The organism is Hymenobacter persicinus, from assembly GCF_004167665.1.
GTDB lineage: Bacteria > Bacteroidota > Bacteroidia > Cytophagales > Hymenobacteraceae > Hymenobacter > Hymenobacter persicinus.
Map to the genome: position 1 here is coordinate 1 of NZ_SEWE01000025.1, position 16,963 is coordinate 16,963.

At 63.4% G+C, this 16,963-nt stretch carries 9 protein-coding genes; 5 read left to right on the forward strand and 4 right to left on the reverse strand.

Annotation, left to right across the window (positions count from 1 at the left end):
* The 3 genes from EWM57_RS12550 to EWM57_RS12560 form a co-directional block, all read left to right on the forward strand.
* Positions 1-920 (forward strand): lamin tail domain-containing protein (locus EWM57_RS12550; RefSeq protein ID WP_207218311.1); only part of this gene is annotated, 920 nt, incomplete at its 5' end.
* A 53-nt stretch (positions 921-973) separates the two neighbouring features.
* On the forward strand, positions 974-2,431 hold the full coding sequence (locus EWM57_RS12555) for a DUF1800 domain-containing protein (protein WP_129921501.1): 1,458 nt from the start codon (positions 974-976) through the stop codon (positions 2,429-2,431).
* Between the two features lie 100 nt (positions 2,432-2,531).
* Positions 2,532-3,743 (forward strand): DUF1501 domain-containing protein, encoded by a 1,212-nt coding sequence (locus EWM57_RS12560; RefSeq protein WP_129921502.1) that lies wholly within the window; start codon positions 2,532-2,534, stop codon positions 3,741-3,743.
* A 99-nt stretch (positions 3,744-3,842) separates the two neighbouring features.
* On the opposite strand, the gene EWM57_RS12565 is transcribed toward EWM57_RS12560, so the two are convergent.
* The 3 genes from EWM57_RS12565 to EWM57_RS12575 all read right to left on the reverse strand — a co-directional run bounded on the left by EWM57_RS12565 (position 3,843) and on the right by EWM57_RS12575 (position 8,719).
* Positions 3,843-4,712, reverse strand: a complete 870-nt coding sequence (locus EWM57_RS12565) for a transporter (RefSeq protein WP_129921503.1) — start codon at positions 4,710-4,712, stop codon at positions 3,843-3,845.
* Positions 4,713-4,766: 54 nt separating this feature from the next.
* Positions 4,767-7,259, reverse strand: coding sequence for a TonB-dependent receptor (locus EWM57_RS12570; RefSeq protein ID WP_129921504.1), 2,493 nt, complete (start codon positions 7,257-7,259; stop codon positions 4,767-4,769).
* A gap of 92 nt (positions 7,260-7,351) precedes the next feature.
* Positions 7,352-8,719 (reverse strand): Nramp family divalent metal transporter, encoded by a 1,368-nt coding sequence (locus tag EWM57_RS12575; RefSeq protein ID WP_129921505.1) that lies wholly within the window; start codon positions 8,717-8,719, stop codon positions 7,352-7,354.
* Positions 8,720-8,885: 166 nt separating this feature from the next.
* Here EWM57_RS12575 and EWM57_RS12580 point away from each other — a divergent pair, with 166 nt between their 5' ends.
* On the forward strand, positions 8,886-9,878 hold the full coding sequence (locus EWM57_RS12580; RefSeq protein WP_129921506.1) for a cation diffusion facilitator family transporter: 993 nt from the start codon (positions 8,886-8,888) through the stop codon (positions 9,876-9,878).
* A 77-nt stretch (positions 9,879-9,955) separates the two neighbouring features.
* Here EWM57_RS12580 and EWM57_RS12585 read toward each other — a convergent pair whose 3' ends face one another.
* A complete protein-coding gene (locus tag EWM57_RS12585) occupies positions 9,956-12,280 on the reverse strand; it encodes a gliding motility-associated C-terminal domain-containing protein (RefSeq protein ID WP_129921507.1) in 2,325 nt (774 codons plus the stop codon).
* Positions 12,281-12,584: 304 nt separating this feature from the next.
* On the opposite strand from EWM57_RS12585, the gene EWM57_RS12590 reads away from it, so the two are divergent.
* On the forward strand, positions 12,585-16,898 hold the full coding sequence (locus EWM57_RS12590) for a fibronectin type III domain-containing protein (RefSeq protein ID WP_129921508.1): 4,314 nt from the start codon (positions 12,585-12,587) through the stop codon (positions 16,896-16,898).
* Positions 16,899-16,963: the final 65 nt, after the last annotated feature.

Here is a 16,963-nt window from a genome sequence, read left to right on the forward strand (position 1 = left end):
TGCAGCGGGCCGTCGACTGCGTGGGCAACGCGGCTGGGCCCGTTACGTCGACTACTTTTGCCCTGCCCACGGCGGCCGTAGCCAATGACGTAGTTATCAACGAAATCCTATTCAATCCGCGCACCGGCGGCGTCGATTTTGTGGAGCTGCTCAACCGGTCGGGCAAGTATCTGAACGTGCAGGGCTGGCAGCTGGGCAATGAAAAGGCCGATGGCTCGGTGGACGGCAACACCATCAGCCTGGGGCCCGTGGTGCTGGCACCGGGGCAACTGCTGGTGCTCACCACCCGCCCCGACATTGTGCAGAGCAGCTACCCGACCAACGACCCCGCCGCTTTTCTGACCATGCCGAGCTTCCCCACCTTTCCCGACGACGCGGGCATCGTGGTGGTGTTTGACGCGCTGGGCCGGCCCCTCGACCGGGTAGTGTACTCGGCCAAGCAGCACCTGGCCCTGTTGCGCGACGTGAACGGGGTATCGTTGGAGCGCATCCGCACCGACGGGCCCAGCACGGCGGCCAACTTCCATTCGGCGGCCAGCACCGTGGGCTACGCCACGCCCGGCCGGCCCAACTCCCAGTACCAGGAAGACCCGGGCGGGGACCGGCTGTTTCGCCTCGAGCCCGAAGTCTTCACCCCCGACGAAGACGGCCAGCAGGACTTCACTACCCTGAACTACACCCTCGACAAGCCCGGCTACGCGGCTAGCATCACCGTGTACGACGCCCAGGGCCGCCGCACCCGCCAGCTGGTACGCAACGAGACGATGGCCACCCAGGGTTTTTTCCAGTGGGACGGCCTCAACGACCAGGGGCAGAAAGCACCGGTGGGCTACTACGTGCTGCATATTCAGCTATTTGAGCCCAACGGCGGCGGCCGGCAGGAATACAAAAAAACGGTGGTGCTGGGAGCCCGCTTTTAGCTCGCGCCACGCTGCCGGGTTAAACCCTGGGTGCCGGCCGCCGTCCAACCCCCATGACGACCCAACAGCAACTGCAGCACCTGTACTGGCGGGCGGGCTTCGGGCCCCGGCCGGCCGACGTAGCCGCCGGCCCGAGCCCGCGCAAAGCCCTGCGGCAGCTTTTTCGGGACTCGGAGAAGGTGGATCCCCTGTACTCGGAACAGATGCACTTCGCCGAAACGGCCGCGGTGAGTCCGCCGACTCCAGCCCCGATGGCAACGGAGGCAACGGCGGGCGCGGGGGCCCGGGCGGGCCTGACGGCCGCGCAGCGCAAGCAGCAGAACCAGCAGATCCGGGCGGCTTTCTACAGCATGAACACCGGCTGGCTCGACCGGATGGCCACGTCGCCGGCCCAGTTGCGCGAGAAGCTGACTTTCTTCTGGCACGGCCATTTCGCCTGCCGAGTACGCCGCCCCGACGCGGCCCTGCAGCTCAACAACACCCTGCGCGCGGGCGCCCTGGGCAAGTTTGGCGACCTGCTGCTGGCCGTGAGCAAGCAGCCGGCCATGCTGCAGTTTCTCAACAACCAGCAAAACCGCAAGCAGCACCCCAACGAGAACTTCGCCCGCGAGGTCATGGAGCTCTTCACCATCGGACGCGGGCATTACTCGGAGCAGGACGTGAAGGAGGCCGCCCGGGCCTTCACCGGCTGGGGCTACAATGCCGGCGGCCAGTACGTGTTCCGGGAAAAGCAGCACGACGCGGGCGCCAAAACCTTCCTGGGCCGCACCGGCAACTTCGGCGGCGAGGATATCCTACGCATCATCCTGGAGCAGCCCCAGACGGCCGAGTTTCTGACCACGAAATTCTACCGCTTCTTCGTCAACGACACGCCTGACCCGGCCCACGTGCAGCCCCTGGCCCGGGCGTTTTTCCAGAGCGGCTACGACATTCGGGACCTGGTGGAGCGGCTGTTTTCGGCGCCCTGGTTTTACGAGGCCGCCAACGTGGGCACCCGCATCAAGTCCCCGATTGAGCTGCTAGCCGGGCTGCGGCGCACCCTGGGGCTAGAGCTGGAAAATCAGCAGCCCCTGATTGTGTTTCAGAAGGCGCTGGGGCAAACGCTGTTTGAGCCGCCAAACGTGGCCGGCTGGGCCGGGGGACGCAGCTGGATCGATTCCTCGTCGTTGGTGCTGCGGCTCCAACTGCCGCAGGTGCTGCTCAAAAATGCCGAGTTCAGCATTGCCCTTAAGGAAGACGAAAACGACATTGCCCCCTCCGTTTCCCGTGCCGACCGCACGTTTCGGCAGCAGGTGAAAACGCGGGTGCAGCTGACCCCCATCAGTCAGTTGCTGGCGGCGGCCCCGCCCGCCGCCCAGGCTGCTCAGCTCAGTGCCTTTCTGCTCCAGGCCCCCATTCGGCCCGAAAACCTGGCCCTGATTCAGCAGGCCGCCGCGGCCGGGCCCACCGATGGCCGCCTGCGCACCATGCTCACGAGCATGCTGAGCCTGCCCGAGTATCAATTGATGTAACTGCCGTAAAGCTTAGAGGGGGGAACTCAGAAGCATTCTGTAGGCCGAACTCCAAGCGTTGAAATCTAAGCTCTAGGCTCTCATATCTAAGCTCACCACTATGCCTACTACCCGCCGCGACTTTCTGAAGACTTCCGTGCTGGCCAGCAGCCTGCTGTTTGTGCCCCGGTTTCTGCACGCCCTCGACCGGCAGGGGCTGGCCGCTTTGCGCGATGCCGGCGGCCGCCGCCTGGTGGTGGTCCAGCTCGGCGGCGGCAACGACGGGCTCAATACCGTTATTCCCTACCAAAACGACCTCTACTACAAGGCCCGGCCCACGCTCGGCATCCGGCCCCAGAGCGGAATTCTAACCCTGAATGACGAGCTGGGTTTTCACCCGGCCATGACTCGCCTCAAGGGGATGTTCGACCAGGGCCAGTTAGCCGTGCTCAATAGCGTAGGCTACCCCAACCCCGACCGGTCGCACTTCCGCTCGATGGACATCTGGCAGAGTGCTTCGGCCGCCGACCAGTACGTGACGACCGGCTGGCTCGGCCGCTACCTCGATTCAAGCTGCGCCACCTGCCCGCAGCCCTACAACGGCCTAGAGGTGGACGACACGCTGAGCCTGGCCATGAAGGGCGCGGCCCGCAAGGGGCTGGCCCTGAAGAACCCCGCCAAGTTTCACCAGGTCACCCAAAACCACTTTCTGGCCCAGGTAAGCAAGGAAACCGGCCCGGCCGGTGGCTCCGAAATGGACTACCTGTACAAGACCCTAGCCGAAACGGCTTCCTCCGCCGACTACCTCTATCAGACGTCCAAGGTCTACAAATCGGCCATCACGTACCCGAATACCGAGTTTGGTAAAAACCTGAAAACCACGGCTGAACTCATCAACTCCGGCGTCGACTCCCGGGTGTTTTACGTCTCGCTCACCGGCTTCGACACCCACGTGCGCCAGCAGGAGCAGCAGGGCAAGCTGCTCGGCGACCTGTCGGAAGGGCTGAGTTCCTTTGCCGAAGACCTGCAGAAAAGCGGGGAGTTTCAGAACACGCTGGTGCTGGTTTTTTCCGAGTTTGGGCGCCGCGTAAGCCAGAATGCCAGCAACGGCACCGACCATGGCACGGCCAACAACGTGCTGCTGCTCGGCGGCGGTCTGCGCCGGCCCGGCGTCGGGAATGCCGCCCCCGACCTGCTCAACCTCGACCAGGGCGACCTGCGCCACCAGCTCGACTTTCGCAGTATCTACGCCACCGTGCTCCGCGACTGGCTGGGCGCCGACGACCAGGCCATCCTGGGCAGCCAGTTTGAGCGGCTCAGCGAGCTAGTGTAGCCGTTAGTTGTCCGTTGTTGGTTGTCCGTTGTTAGAGCTTGGAGTTATGGAGCAGTTGCCCCCATACCCTGACAACGAACAACGGACAACTAAACGACCCTACCGCCGCACCACGAGGCCGACGAAATACTCCCGCTCCGCTTCGCGGGTCAGAGCGAAGTGGCGGCCGAAGTCGAGCTGGACGTTTTTACCCACGAAGAATACCGGACCCAGGTTGACGGCTTCCTCCCAGCGGGCCTCGCGGAAATCGTGGACGGCCACGGCCTCCGCGAAGCCAGTCAGCCAGGGGGTGAAGGAGTGGTCCACGTTGAGCGAAGGCGCCATTTCAAGGTAGTGCTGCCCTGCCTTGCGGTCGTAGTTGAGCCGCGTGGCCAGCTGCCCGCTCAGATTCCAGCTCTCGGTCAGGGCGCAGGTAGCGGGCACCAGCAGACCATATTCGAAGCCACCTTCCCCGATTCGGTTGCCGGTGGGCAGCAGCGCGTAGCCCAGCAGGGCCACGGCCAGCGGGCCCCGGGTCGAGTCGTTGCCAATCAGGTTGCGCTTTACCCGCAGCGTGAGGTCGCCGAAGCCGGCCCGGCGTTCGGGGGGCCCGCCTTCGGCCGGCCATTCCTTTTCTATCACGTACGGGTCCACGAAGAGCTGCACGTCGGTGCGGTCAGTCAGGCCCAGCTTGAGGGCCAGCGCGTCGAGGCGGTAGGCGCGGGAGCGGGAGCTGGCCTTGGGGCGGCTGCCCACGTACCGCGCCAGGTCCGATTCAACCATAAAATGCCCGGCATCGAGCGTGAATGGGCTTTCCGTCACGCCGGGTCGGTCGGGGCTGAGCGGGCGCAGCTGGCTGCGGGGCACGGGGTTGGTAAGCGTGTAGCGGGGTCGGGGCGTGGGCGCGGGACCGGAAATGGGCTGTTGAGCGGCCAGCGGCAGGGGCAGCAGCAAGCTCAGCAGCCAGCAACGGGCGGAAAATGACAGCATAAACGTAGGGCAAGGAAAGGATGCAGCCGCATACGCAAAACCACCGCGCGCGGCCTAAAATGGTACCGTCAGTTTCACGCTCAAATTGCGGCCGAGGTTGTAGATGCCGCGGCGGCCGTCGGGGGAGGCAGCGTAGTACTCGAAGTACTTCAGCCGGTTCAGGTGCGACTGGTAGCTGGTGTTGAACACGTTGTCGAGCTGCACAAACACCTGGCAAAACTCCCGCTGCTGTGGCCCCGCCGTGATACTGGTGCCCGCGCCCAGCCCCAGCAGGGCGTAGCCGGCCGTCCGGGTTTCGGTGTTATCGACGGCGTAAAAGTGGTTTTGGGCGGCGCTGTAGTCGAGCACCACGCGGCCATAGAGGCGCGTCAGGGTGCCCAGTACGGGCTGCGGGCTGGTGAAGCGCACTTCCGAGCGGGTGCGCAGGGGCGGAATAAACGGCAGGTAGAGGGCTGCCGGGCCGTGGGCTTCGAGCAGAGCGGGCTCCTTGTTGAGGCCCGTCACGTAGGCTAGGCTGTTGTTGAACTCTAGCCCCAGCACGGCCTGCGGGTGCACGTTCACGGTCAGCTCGGCCCCGTAGAGCTGGGCGCGGCCCTGCTGGTACTGGTAGGTGACGTTGCCGGGCACAATTACCACGGGCTGGCCGTCGGCATCGGTGAGGCGGGCCTGGTAGATGTAGTTGGTGAGATGATTGTTGAAGCCGCTCACGCTAACTTCCGCATCGGGCAGGTAGGCACTCAGGCCCAGGTCTTCCTGCAAGCTGAACTCGGGCCCGAAGCGGCGGTTGCCCAAATACACGATGTGGGCGCCGGGGTCGAGGCCGTTGGAGCCGACTTCAGTGATGTTGGGGGCGCGGTAGCCCCGGGCCACGTTGGCGCGCAGCAGTAGCCGGTCCGAGAGGTTGTAGGCCGCCCCCACGCTTGCCGACAAGCCCCGGTAATGGGTGCGGAACGCCGCAAACTGGGGGGGGAGCCCGGCGGCCGTGGCGGCGCGGCCCCGGCGGGCAAAGCCGGTGGTGGGGTTGGTTTCCACGTAGAAGTCGGGCCACTGCAGGGTGCGGACGTCGAAGCGCAGACCGCCGGAAAGGTCGAGCTTACCGAAGGTGCGCTTCAAAAAAGCGTAGCCTCCGATGTCGAATAGCGTGTAGTCGGGGATGGGGAAGTCGGTGGCGTCGCGGTTGGTGTTAGTCTGGCGCATACCGTTGATTCCCAGCGTAGTCTCGAGGCCCAGCCAGGTCGGGGCGGCGTAGCGCAGGTCGTAGTTGAGGGTGGCAAGGTCCACAAACAGCCCGGCCTGCTGCGGGGCCGTGGGGTGGTTATACTCGCGGCGGCGGTTTTGCTGGGCCCCCAGCAGGGCGTTGAGCTCCCCGCGGCCCAGACGCAGGTGGGTACGACTCAGCAGCCGGTAGTGCTGAATGTGCTGGTGCAGGTCGTTGAGGCGGTAGGTGGCCAGCGCTCCGGCGGGCACGATGGGGCGGCGCGGCACGTCGTCCTGGCTGCCCTCGAAAATCTGGCGGGTAAACCGGCGGGAAAGGGAGTCGCGGCTGCCGTCCGGTATTTCTTGGCCGTTGTCGTAGAGCGTGGCGTAGAGCTGGGTGGAGCCCCAGGGTTTTTCCAACCCGGCCATCGTGGTCAGGTTCAGCTCCCGGAAAGCCGTGCCGTACACCCGGCCATCGGCGGCGTTGCGGTAAGCCTGGGCCAGCCGGTAAGAGCCCCGGGCCGCGTACTGCCAGCCGTGCTGCTGGTAGTGCAGGCCCACCGACGAGCCTCCGAGGTTGTTGTTGGTCTGGTATTCGGTCAGGACTTCGCCGTGAAGCTGGCCGGCGGGCCCACTGGGCAGGCGCGGCAGCATATTGATAACCCCAGCCACGGCATCGGAGCCGTAAATCAGGCTGGCCGGGCCTTTCACTACTTCAATCCGGTCAATGTCGTACTGGTCGATTTCGATGCCGTGCTCGTCGCCCCACTGCTGGCCTTCCTGGCGCAGGCCGTTGTAAAGCGTCAGCACCCGGTTGTAGCCCAGGCCCCGGATAAAGGGCTTGGAGATATTGGGCCCGGTCGTGACGGCACTCAGCCCCGGCACGCCCTGCACGGCCGCGTCAATGACGTTGCCGCTGCTGTTGAGGCTGAGGTCGCGGCGGCTCAGCACGGCTATGGGCACGGGGCTGCGCCGGATTTCAGTGGCCCGCGACACACCCGTGACGACCACTTCCCGCAGGCTGGCGGCTGTGGGTTGCAGCGTGGCGTTGAGCAGCGTGGGCTGGCCGGTACGGGTCACGGCCGACAGCTTGCGGGTGCCGTAGCCCACGAAGGAAAAGACTACCTCGTAGGAGCCCGGCTCGGCCCGCAGCTCGTAACGGCCGGCCGCGTCGGTGGTGGTGCCAAGGCTGGTGCCGGCCAGGGCCACGCTTACCAGCTCCAGCGGCTGCCCCCCAGTGGCCGTCACCCGGCCCCGCAACATAGCCGTTTGGGCCGCGGTCGGCTGCGCCAGTAACAGCCCCGCCAGCAGTATCAGCCCCGCCCGAAGTAAGAGTCGAAGTAGTTGCATTTTAAGCCGAGTTTAAAATTATTTTTAGATTAATCTAAAAGTGTTTTCGCAAAAAAGCGCAACGACTTGGTCAATCGTTGCGCGCGAAAAAATCAGCCGAAGAACGTGCGGAACATCAAGTAGGCGTTCAGCAGAATGATGATGCCCGAAACAAACCAGGCCAGCCCTTGCACCACCGGCCGGTTGCGGAAAACGCCCATTTTGGCTTTGTCGCCAGTAAACAAGACCAACGGCACCACGGCAAAGCTCAGTTGCAAGGACAGGATGACCTGGCTCAAAACCAGCAGCTCGCTCGTGCCTTTCTCCCCGTAAAGGATAGCCACAATCAGGGCCGGCACCACGGCAATGGCCCGGGTAATGAGGCGGCGCAGCCAGGGCTTGAGCTTCAGGTTCAGGAAGCCTTCCATCACAATCTGCCCGGCCAGGGTGCCGGTCAGCGTCGAGTTTTGGCCCGAGGCCAGCAACGCCACGGCAAACAGGGCGCTGGCCGCTCCCGCGCCAAGCACCGGAGCCAGCAGCTTGTGCGCATCACTGATGTCGGCCACGTGAAACAGGCCGTTGCGGTGAAAGGCGGCGGCGGCCGTCACGAGGATGGCGGCATTGACGAAAAAGGCCAGAAACAGCGCCACTGTGGAGTCGATGGTGGCAAACTTGATGGCCATGCGCTTGCCGCTCTCGGTTTGCTCAATGGCCCGAGTCTGCACGATGCTCGAGTGCAGATACAGGTTGTGGGGCATCACGGTGGCGCCCAGAATCCCGATGGCAATATAGAGCATGCCCGGGTCCGTGACCACCTTGGGCTGGGGCACAAGGCCCTGCAGAATACCGAAATAGTCGGGATGGGAGACGATTATTTCGTACAGGAAGCAGCCGAAAATCACGACCGTAAGCCCGGCTACGATGCTTTCAATAACCCGAAAGCCCCGGCTCTGAAACAACAGCACCACGAACACGTCGAGGATGGTCAGGGCCACGCCCCAGGCCAGGGGCAGGCCGAAAAGCAGATTCAGGGCAATGGCCGAGCCGATTACTTCGGCCAGGTCGCAGGCGGCAATGGCAATTTCGCACAGCACCCAGAGCATCATTGACACGGGCCGGGAAAAATGGTCCCGGCAGGCCTGGGCCAGGTCGCGGCCCGTAACGATGCCAAGCTTGGCGGCCAGGTGCTGAAGCAGCATGGCGAAGAGGTTGGAAATCAGCACTACCGACAGCAGGGTGTAGCCGTAGCGGGCTCCGCCGGCAATGTCGGTGGCCCAGTTGCCGGGGTCCATGTAGCCCACGGCCACCATCAGGCCCGGGCCCCAGAATGCCAGCAGCTTGCGCCAGAACGAAGCGCTGGCAGCCGGCACCTTGATGGTTGCGTATACCTCGCTCAATGACGGAGCGTGCCGGGCCTGCCGCCAGCCGGGTTCAGCGGCGGGCGGAGTGGGGGCGGGGGCTGGTTCAACTACCGGCGGCATGGCATCAGGAAGAAACGTATGCACAAAGGAAAACAAATTTAGAGTAGTCTAAATATATTTTTAAACTACTTGAAATACCGATTTATCAGAAAAAGGTTTTGCCGTAGGTCGTCCCGATTTTTTTTTGCCGGATTTTTACAGGCTTTTTCCGCCAGCTCCAGCTTCCATGTCCGTTACCAAAACCAAGAACCGTCTCGCCCTACTGTCCCTGGTAGTCAGCGTGGGCCTGGTGACCATCAAGTTCTACGCCTACTACCTGACCCGGTCGCAGGCCGTGCTGACGGATGCGCTGGAGTCGATTATCAACGTTTTCACCAGCGGCTTCGCTTTCTACAGCATCTACCTATCGAGTTTGCCCAAGGACGAAAACCACCCCTACGGCCACGGCAAAATCGAGTATCTGTCCATCGGCTTCGAGGGCGCCCTGATTCTGATTGCGGGCGTGTATATTTTCTACAGCGCCATTGTGGCCATCTTGCACCCGCACGCGGTGGGGCGGCTCGACGTGGGCATGGTGCTGCTAGCCCTGACGGCCCTCATCAACCTGGGCGTGGGGTTTGTGCTACTGCGGGCCGGCAAGCGGCTTAACTCGGTGGCCCTGGTCGGCGACGGACAGCACCTGTACCTCGACGCGCTAAGTACGCTCGTTTCGTGCCTGGCGCTGGTGCTGGTGCTCGTGACGGGCAACGTGCTCTTCGACGCCGGCGCGGCGCTAGTGCTGGGCGTGTTCATCGTCGTCAATGGCTTTCGGATGGTGCGCCGTTCGGTGTCGGGGCTGATGGACGAGTCGGACGTGACGACTGTGGAGCAGGTAATTGCGGAGCTGCAACGCCACCGCCGGCCCGCCTGGATCGACGTGCACAACCTGCGCGTGCTGCGCTACGGGGCCAACCTGCACATCGACTGCCACATGCAGATGCCCTACTACTTCAGCCTGGAGGAAACCCACAACGAGCTCAACGCCATCGAAAGCCTGATCAAGCACCGCTTCGACGTGGAAGTGGAAATGTTTGTGCACGCCGACCCCTGCACGTTCGCGGCCTGCTCGCTCTGCTGCATGCCCGACTGTCCCGTGCGCCAGCACGCCTTCCGGCACGAAGTCAACTGGACGGCCACCAACGCCGTGAAAAACGAGCGGCACCACCTGCCCACAGGCTAAGGGGGCAATCCGCAAGGCCACAAAAAAAGGCGCTGCCCGGGTGGGCAGCGCCTTTTTTGCGGCGGAATAAAGCTGGCCTAACGGGCCAATTCTACCCAGCCTTTGGAAGTAGTGCCGTTCTTGTCGGTCACGAGGTAGTAGTAAACACCGCTGGGCTGCTCGGCGCCGTCCCACTCGTTGCGGTAGTTGTCGTACTGCTTGATCAGGCGACCCCAGCGGTTGAAGATCTGGACTTTGCCAGCGCCTTCGCTTTCCGCCGATAGCACGAACGTGTCGTTCAGGCCGTCCTTGTTGGGCGTAAACACGTTGGGAACCTCCAGGTCGGGTACTACCACGGTCTGCACCTTGGCCACGGTGGCGCACTGGGTGGTGCCGGCCTTGTTGGAGATGCGCAGAATAACGCGGTAAGTGCCGGTACCTTCGGGGAAGGTCAGCTCTTTCGGATCAAACTGGTCGGAGAAGGTTACTTCCGTGGAGTCGGCGGTTGGGTTGCCCTTGCCGTCCTTCACGCGCTTATACGACCAGACGAACGTGTCAATATCCGTGCGCTTCACCGACGTGTTGGTGATGGTGAAGGCGCGCTTGGGCAGGTTCGGTCCGCCCACCTGGGCTACCGAGCGGCCGGTGATGTTGAAGTTAGCCGTAATGGCGGGCCGAACTTTCACCAGTACCGAAGCTGTATCGAAGCAGGTGATGGTGGGCGACATGCGGAAGTCGAGGCCCACGATACGCACTTTGTAGCGGGTGGTCTGGGTTGGGCGCACCGAGGCGGTCTGCTTGGCCGTGTCAGCCAGGGTGAAGCCTGGGCCCGGGGTCCAGCGGTAGCCGTAGCGGGCTACGTTCTGGCCCACGGAGTCGGGCCGGAAAGGCTCGGCTTTCAGGTTGACCGACGAGCCTTCGCAGATGAAGGGGCTGGCCGAGCTGGCTACCACTTTGGCGAAGTTGCCCTTGGCTACGCGCAGCACGATGGTCCGGTAGGTGATGCCTTTGATGGGGCAGCCGTTGTCCTCGATTTTAACCGGAATGCGGAACGTGCGGCCGACAAACGAGACGTCGGGCTTGATGCGCAAAATGGCCGTCGGGGTCTTGGTTTCGTTGCCCAACAGCTGGAACGTGGCTACGTCTTCGGGCAGGTACGTGGGGTTTGCTATCGTCGGAACGGCCGGATCCAACTCGGGGTAGGTCACCTTCAGCAGGTCGGTCGGGTTTGGGTCGCTGAACTTCACCCGTACTTCAGTGTAGTTGCAGGTGTAAGCCGTGATGAAGGTTGAGTCGCGGGAATTGACAATCTGCACGCCGGTTTTTACGCCGCCCGTAGCCACGGGTGGACCGGGGGTGAGGTTGTTGCCACAGTCGATAACGATAACCAGCATGTCGCGGCGTACCGAGCCGATTTTGTAAGCCGTAACCGTCCCGTTGGGGTTGCGGACCCGACGCCACTCCGTTACTTTACCCACCACGGCATACTTGTTTTCGGGCATGTTGTTACCCGGCGTGAAGAAGGCCGGGTTGAAGGTCATCGTGCCCAGGGTTGGGTTGAACAGGAAGCTCGGGGTAGCAATCTTCGTGGGGCAGGTGCCGGTGAAGGCGAAGGAGGCAATCGGAAACGTAGGCTTGTAGGTACCCGTAGCGCCGGTCGGAATGAAGGCGGCGCAGAAGTTCGTGGTACCGGGGGGAGTCAGGTTGATAATCCCTGCCGTGGCGTAGGGCTGGTAGGTCACCGTGTCGCCGCAGTTTTCCAGGGACTGAGCGAGGCTATATACCAAGGAGTCGCCGTCGGGCTCGGTGGTGGCAAACGACAGCTGGGTGTCCTGGCGCCAGCACACGAATGGAATGGCCGCGTTGAGCGGGTCGTACTGGGCCGAGGTATTTTCAATTGCGCGCGTACCGCCTACTGCGGCGCTGCCAATCAGGTTGTTGAGCGTGGCTTCGTAGTAGCAGTTGCCGGAGGCCGTATCGATGTTGCCCAGGGTTGGGCGGGCATTCAGCGACACGCTCAGCGTCCATTCCACTGCTGGGGGCAGGGTGACGATGGTCTCAAACTGGCCGGTTTCGAAGTTGGTGGGGCGGGGGCTGGCACCGCAGGGACTGGGTCCGTATTGGGCGGTGGCGCAGTAGGGGTCGCCGATGCGCCGCGAGCCGGGCACCAGCGTCATCGTCGACTTCGGCCACGGGCCACCCGAGCAGCCGGTGGTGCGGTATTCCAGGTCGGCCGTGGTGGGAAACGTGGCGCCACCGCAGTCCCGGAATACGGTCAGCGTCACCTTGTAGCGGTTCGCGCCCAGCGAAACGTAGGTAAGCTGACCGCCCTGAATGTGACTGGCTTGGGCGCTTTGCATTCCTGCCAACGACAAGCACCAGGCGACGACAAGAATGTAAGCAATGCGTAAGGTTTTCTTCATGCGATGAGAAGATTGTGGTGGATGATGATGAGCGGGCGGTGGGAAAAACGTAGCCGTAATATATAAACGTTTTAGATTTCGTGGATTAAAAAAAGTTGTCCAACGCCCAGGAGTGGCCTAATTGGAGTTTTTTTAGCCTCGGCAAAATCTAAATTCATAGGTATACTTCCATAATTATAACCAGAGTCATAGCTTTAGGACCATGCTAACTCCCCTGCCCATGCCCGACGGTCAGCCCGCCGGGTTTCCTCCCACGGAGCTAGCTACGCCCTCTTCATTTTTCCACCTTTTCCCCCTTTAGTACATGATGAAAAAATCTTTACTTACTTCTACCGGCCGTGCGCAGTGCCTGCCCATCCTGACCCCAGGCAGGTGGCGGACGCTGGGCGTACTGCTGCTGAGCCTGTGGCTGGGGTTGCAGTCCGCCGCGGCCCAGGTCGACACCTACACCTTCTCTTCCCGGCAGGATACCTTCACTCCCCTGAGTGGCGCGACTCCCATAACGGGCATGAATGCCGACTCTTACCTGTCGCCGGCCATTGGTCTGGGCTTTACCTTCGTCTTCGACGGAACTCCCTACACCAGCGTGAAAGCTTCGTCGGATGGCTACCTCACTTTCGGTACGGCCACCTCTACCTCCCTGACCAACGCCCTGGCCACGACGGCTGCCGGCAACCGTCCGCTGGTAGCCCCGCTCTGGGATGATATGGATGGCCGCCCCGCGGGTGCCACGGCTTCGGGTTCCTACCTGGTGCAGGGCACGGCTCCCAACCGGGTGTTCGTATTCGAGTGGCTGAATTGGGAGTGGAACTATAACGCTACCGGCCCCGTCATTTCCTTTCAGGCCAAGCTGTACGAAGGCACGAACAAAATTGAATTTTTCTACCGCGGCGAAAGCGCACCCGTCAACTCGGGCAGCGCTTCTATCGGCATTGCCGGCGTCGGCACGGGCGCGGGCTCGTACCTGTCGCTGAACAACACCTCGGCCACTCCCTCGGCCAGTTCCACGACGGAAACCACGACGCTCAACACCAAGCCCGCCGACGGCCAGGTGTACACGTTTGCTCCCGCTCCGCCCGCGGCCTGCCCCGCCCCGCGCAACCTGACGGCTACTAACCTCACGGCTACCACCGCTGACCTGACCTGGACGGTTTCCGGCGGCGGCGGCACTTTCCGCATCGAGTACGGCCTGCAGGGCTTCACCCTCGGCCAGGGCATGACTGTGACTTCCTCTACTCCGGCCGTCACGCTGACCAACCTGACCACCAACACGGGCTACCAGTTCTACGTGACCCAGCTCTGCGGCGGCACCAACGGCAGCAGCACCACCAGCGGCCCAGTTGCGTTTACTACCCGCGTAACGGCCCCGGCAAACGACGCCTGCACCACTGCGGTTTCGCTGACGCCGGCTGCTATTAACGCGGCCTGCACCAACGCCACTTCCGGCACGCTGGAAGGCGCCACGGCTACACCGGGCCTGGCAACGCCGGTTGGTACGGCCGACGATGACGTCTGGTATTCGTTTGTGGCTACCTCCACAGCTCATACCGTTACGCTGACCGGTTCCGGCGACTACGTGCAGCAGCTCCTGTCGGGTACTTGCGCCAACCTCACCTCGGTTGGGTACTCGGATCCGAACGTGAAGCTCTACTCGGGCCTGACCGTTGGCACCACGTATTATGTACGCGTGTACTCCTACTCGGCCACGTTGCCTACGCCAGCTGCCGCGGCGTTCACCATCTGCGTCACCACGCCCACGCCGCCGCCAACCAACGATGACCCTTGCGGCGCCATCCAGGTGCCCATCACGGCCGACTGCGTTTCCCCAACCCAGGGCTCTAACATCAACGCTACTACCACCACGGTGAACGGCTACACGAACCCGGGCTGCGGCATTGCCTCAACCCCTATCGACGTGTGGTTTAAATTCACCACGCCGGCCACCGGCCCCAGCAGCCAGGCGGCGTTTATCACCGTAACCGGCACCGTTGCCGGCCAGCTGCGCGTGTTCTCGGCCGCTACCTGCGCCGGTCCGTTCACCCAGATTGGTTGCAAAGCCGGCACGACCAACAACACCTCGGCTGGTACGCTGGAAGTGTCGGGCTTGTCGCCTAATACCACGTACTACGTGTTTGTATCGGGCTACGGCTCCGGCGACGCTACCGGCACCTTCACCATCTGCGTGACTCCGCCCGATGCCTGTTCGGCGCCGCGCAACCTGGCTACTACCAACCTGACGGCTACCAGCGCCACGCTGAACTGGGTGGTGAGCTCCGGCAGCAACGTGTTTACCATCAACTACGGCCTGGCTGGCTTCACGCCCGGCACCCAGGGCACCACGGTCACGTCCAACACCACGTCGTTGAACGTGACCAACCTGACCCCGAACACGGCCTACGAATTCTACGTGACGCAAAACTGCGGTGGCACCAGCGGCAACAGCACGCGCACGGGACCGTTTGCCTTCCAGACGCTGGCTCTGCCGCCGGCCAACGATGAGTGCACCACGGCTACTACGCTGCCCGTGCCCCGGGGCGCCAGCTGCGTCACCTCGCTCATTGGCACCAACGTCGGCGCCACCGGCTCGACGGGAGCCAGCACCCCAACCTGCTCGAGCGACCTCGGCGGCGACGTGTGGTATTCCCTGACCGTGCCGTCTAACGGTATCGTGACCATCGAAACGGACTCGGTCGGCGGCAGCCCCGTCACCGACACGGGTATTGCTGTTTACAGCGGTAGCTGCGGCACCCTCACGCAAGTAGGCTGCGACGACGACAGCTCGCCCAATGGCCTGTTCTCGCTGCTGCGCCTGACCGGCCAGACGCCGGGCAGCACGCTCTACGTGCGCGTATTTGAATACGGCAACAACGCCTTCGGTCGTTTCCGCATCTGCGCCCACACGCCGTCGGATTGCCCCGAGCCTACGGGCCTGACCGCCACGGGCATCACGGCAACTACGGCCACGCTGGGCTGGACCACGCCCGGCGGGGGCGGCACGTTCACCGTCGATTACGGTCCTCAAGGCTTTGTGCCGGGTTCGGCTGCCGGCACGCGCGTGACTGGCATCACGGGCACCAGCCTGCCGCTGACGGGGCTGAACCCAACCACGGCCTACCAGTTCTACGTGACCCAGGTTTGCGGGGGCACGACGGGCAACAGCACGCCGGTTGGTCCATTCAACTTCTCCACCACGCCAGTTAACGACAACCCCACCGGGGCCATTGCTCTGACGCTGGTGACGGAGTGCACCAATCCCCAGACCGGCACCAACGGCGGCGCCAGCACGACTTCGCCGGTCGGCTACGCCAACCCCGGTACGGGCTGCGGCACGACCACCACGCCCCGCGACGTCTGGTTCCGCTTCACGACGCTGGCTTCGGGCCGGGGTTCGGGCGAGGCCACGCTCACGGTAACGGGTGCGGCCAGCATGGTGCGCGTATTCTCGGCTCCTAGCAACGCGGGTCCGTTCACGCAGGTTGGCTGCTCGGCTTCGGCCACGTCCGGCGCTGCTCCTTCCCTGACCATCCGCACGCTCACGCCGAGCACGACCTACTATGTGATGGTGGCCAACGCCCGCACCACCGACGCGCTGGGAGCCTTCACCATCTGCCTGACGGCGCCGAGCGACTGCCCAGTGCCCGCCGGCCTGACCACGACGAGCATTTCGGCCACCTCGGCCTCGCTGATCTGGTCGGTAACGGCTCCTGCCCCGAGCGGGACGTTTGATCTGGAATACGGTCCGCAGGGCTTCACGCTGGGCCAGGGCACGAAAGTGTCGAACCTGACCACCAACACGGCTACCATCACCGGTCTGACGGCCGACACGGACTACTGCTTCTACGTGCGGCAGAGCTGCGGCGGCACCAGTGGCAACAGCGCCTATACTGGCCCAGCCTGCTTCCGCACGGCTTTGGCCCCGGCTACCAACGATGAGCCCTGCAATGCCATCGTGCTGCCAACGACCGGCGTACCGCTGTCGGTCAACAACCTGGGCGCTACCACTACCACGCCAAACGGCTACGTAAACCCGGGCTGCACCACGTCGAATAACCCGAAAGACGTGTGGTTTAAGTTTACCACCCCGGCTGGTGCCACCGGCACTACGGCCTCGTTCACGACCACCGGCAACCCCGCCGGCCAGGCCCGCGTGTTCTCGGCCGCCTCGTGCTCGGGTCCGTTCACGCAGGTTGCCTGCAAAGCCAGCGCCGGCAACAACCAGACGGTTGGTACCTTCTCCGTGCCCGGTCTGCAGCCAAACACCACTTACTATATGATGGTGGCTGGCTACGGCTCTAACGACGGCACCGGGGCCTTCACTGTGGCGGCCTCGTTTATCACGGCTGCGCGCACGGAGTTGCCGGGCGGCGAAGTGAGCGTGTTCCCGAACCCGAGCAACACGGGCCAGGTCACGCTGCAGCTGCGCGGTGCCACGGGTGCCTCGGCCGTCACGGCGGAGCTGTTCAACACCCTGGGGCAGCAAGTCCGCCGGCAGCAGCTGCCGCTGGCTGGTGGCGCCCTCGACGCGCCGCTGGCCGTGCAGGGGCTGAGCCACGGCGTGTACACGCTGCGCCTGCAGGTTGGTGACTACATCATCACCCGCAAGCTCGTGCTGGAGTAATCCGGAACGTAGTACCACGTAAAAAAAGGGGCCGCGGATATCCGCGGCCCCTTTTTGCGTTTCAG

Coding starts and splice junctions, on each gene's coding strand:
- EWM57_RS12555 (WP_129921501.1), top strand. CDS start 974: ATGACGACCCAACAGCAACTGCAGCACCTGTACTGGCGGGCGGGCTTC.
- EWM57_RS12560 (WP_129921502.1), top strand. CDS start 2,532: ATGCCTACTACCCGCCGCGACTTTCTGAAGACTTCCGTGCTGGCCAGC.
- EWM57_RS12565 (WP_129921503.1), bottom strand. CDS start 4,712: ATGCTGTCATTTTCCGCCCGTTGCTGGCTGCTGAGCTTGCTGCTGCCC.
- EWM57_RS12570 (WP_129921504.1), bottom strand. CDS start 7,259: ATGCAACTACTTCGACTCTTACTTCGGGCGGGGCTGATACTGCTGGCG.
- EWM57_RS12575 (WP_129921505.1), bottom strand. CDS start 8,719: ATGCCGCCGGTAGTTGAACCAGCCCCCGCCCCCACTCCGCCCGCCGCT.
- EWM57_RS12580 (WP_129921506.1), top strand. CDS start 8,886: ATGTCCGTTACCAAAACCAAGAACCGTCTCGCCCTACTGTCCCTGGTA.
- EWM57_RS12585 (WP_129921507.1), bottom strand. CDS start 12,280: ATGAAGAAAACCTTACGCATTGCTTACATTCTTGTCGTCGCCTGGTGC.
- EWM57_RS12590 (WP_129921508.1), top strand. CDS start 12,585: ATGATGAAAAAATCTTTACTTACTTCTACCGGCCGTGCGCAGTGCCTG.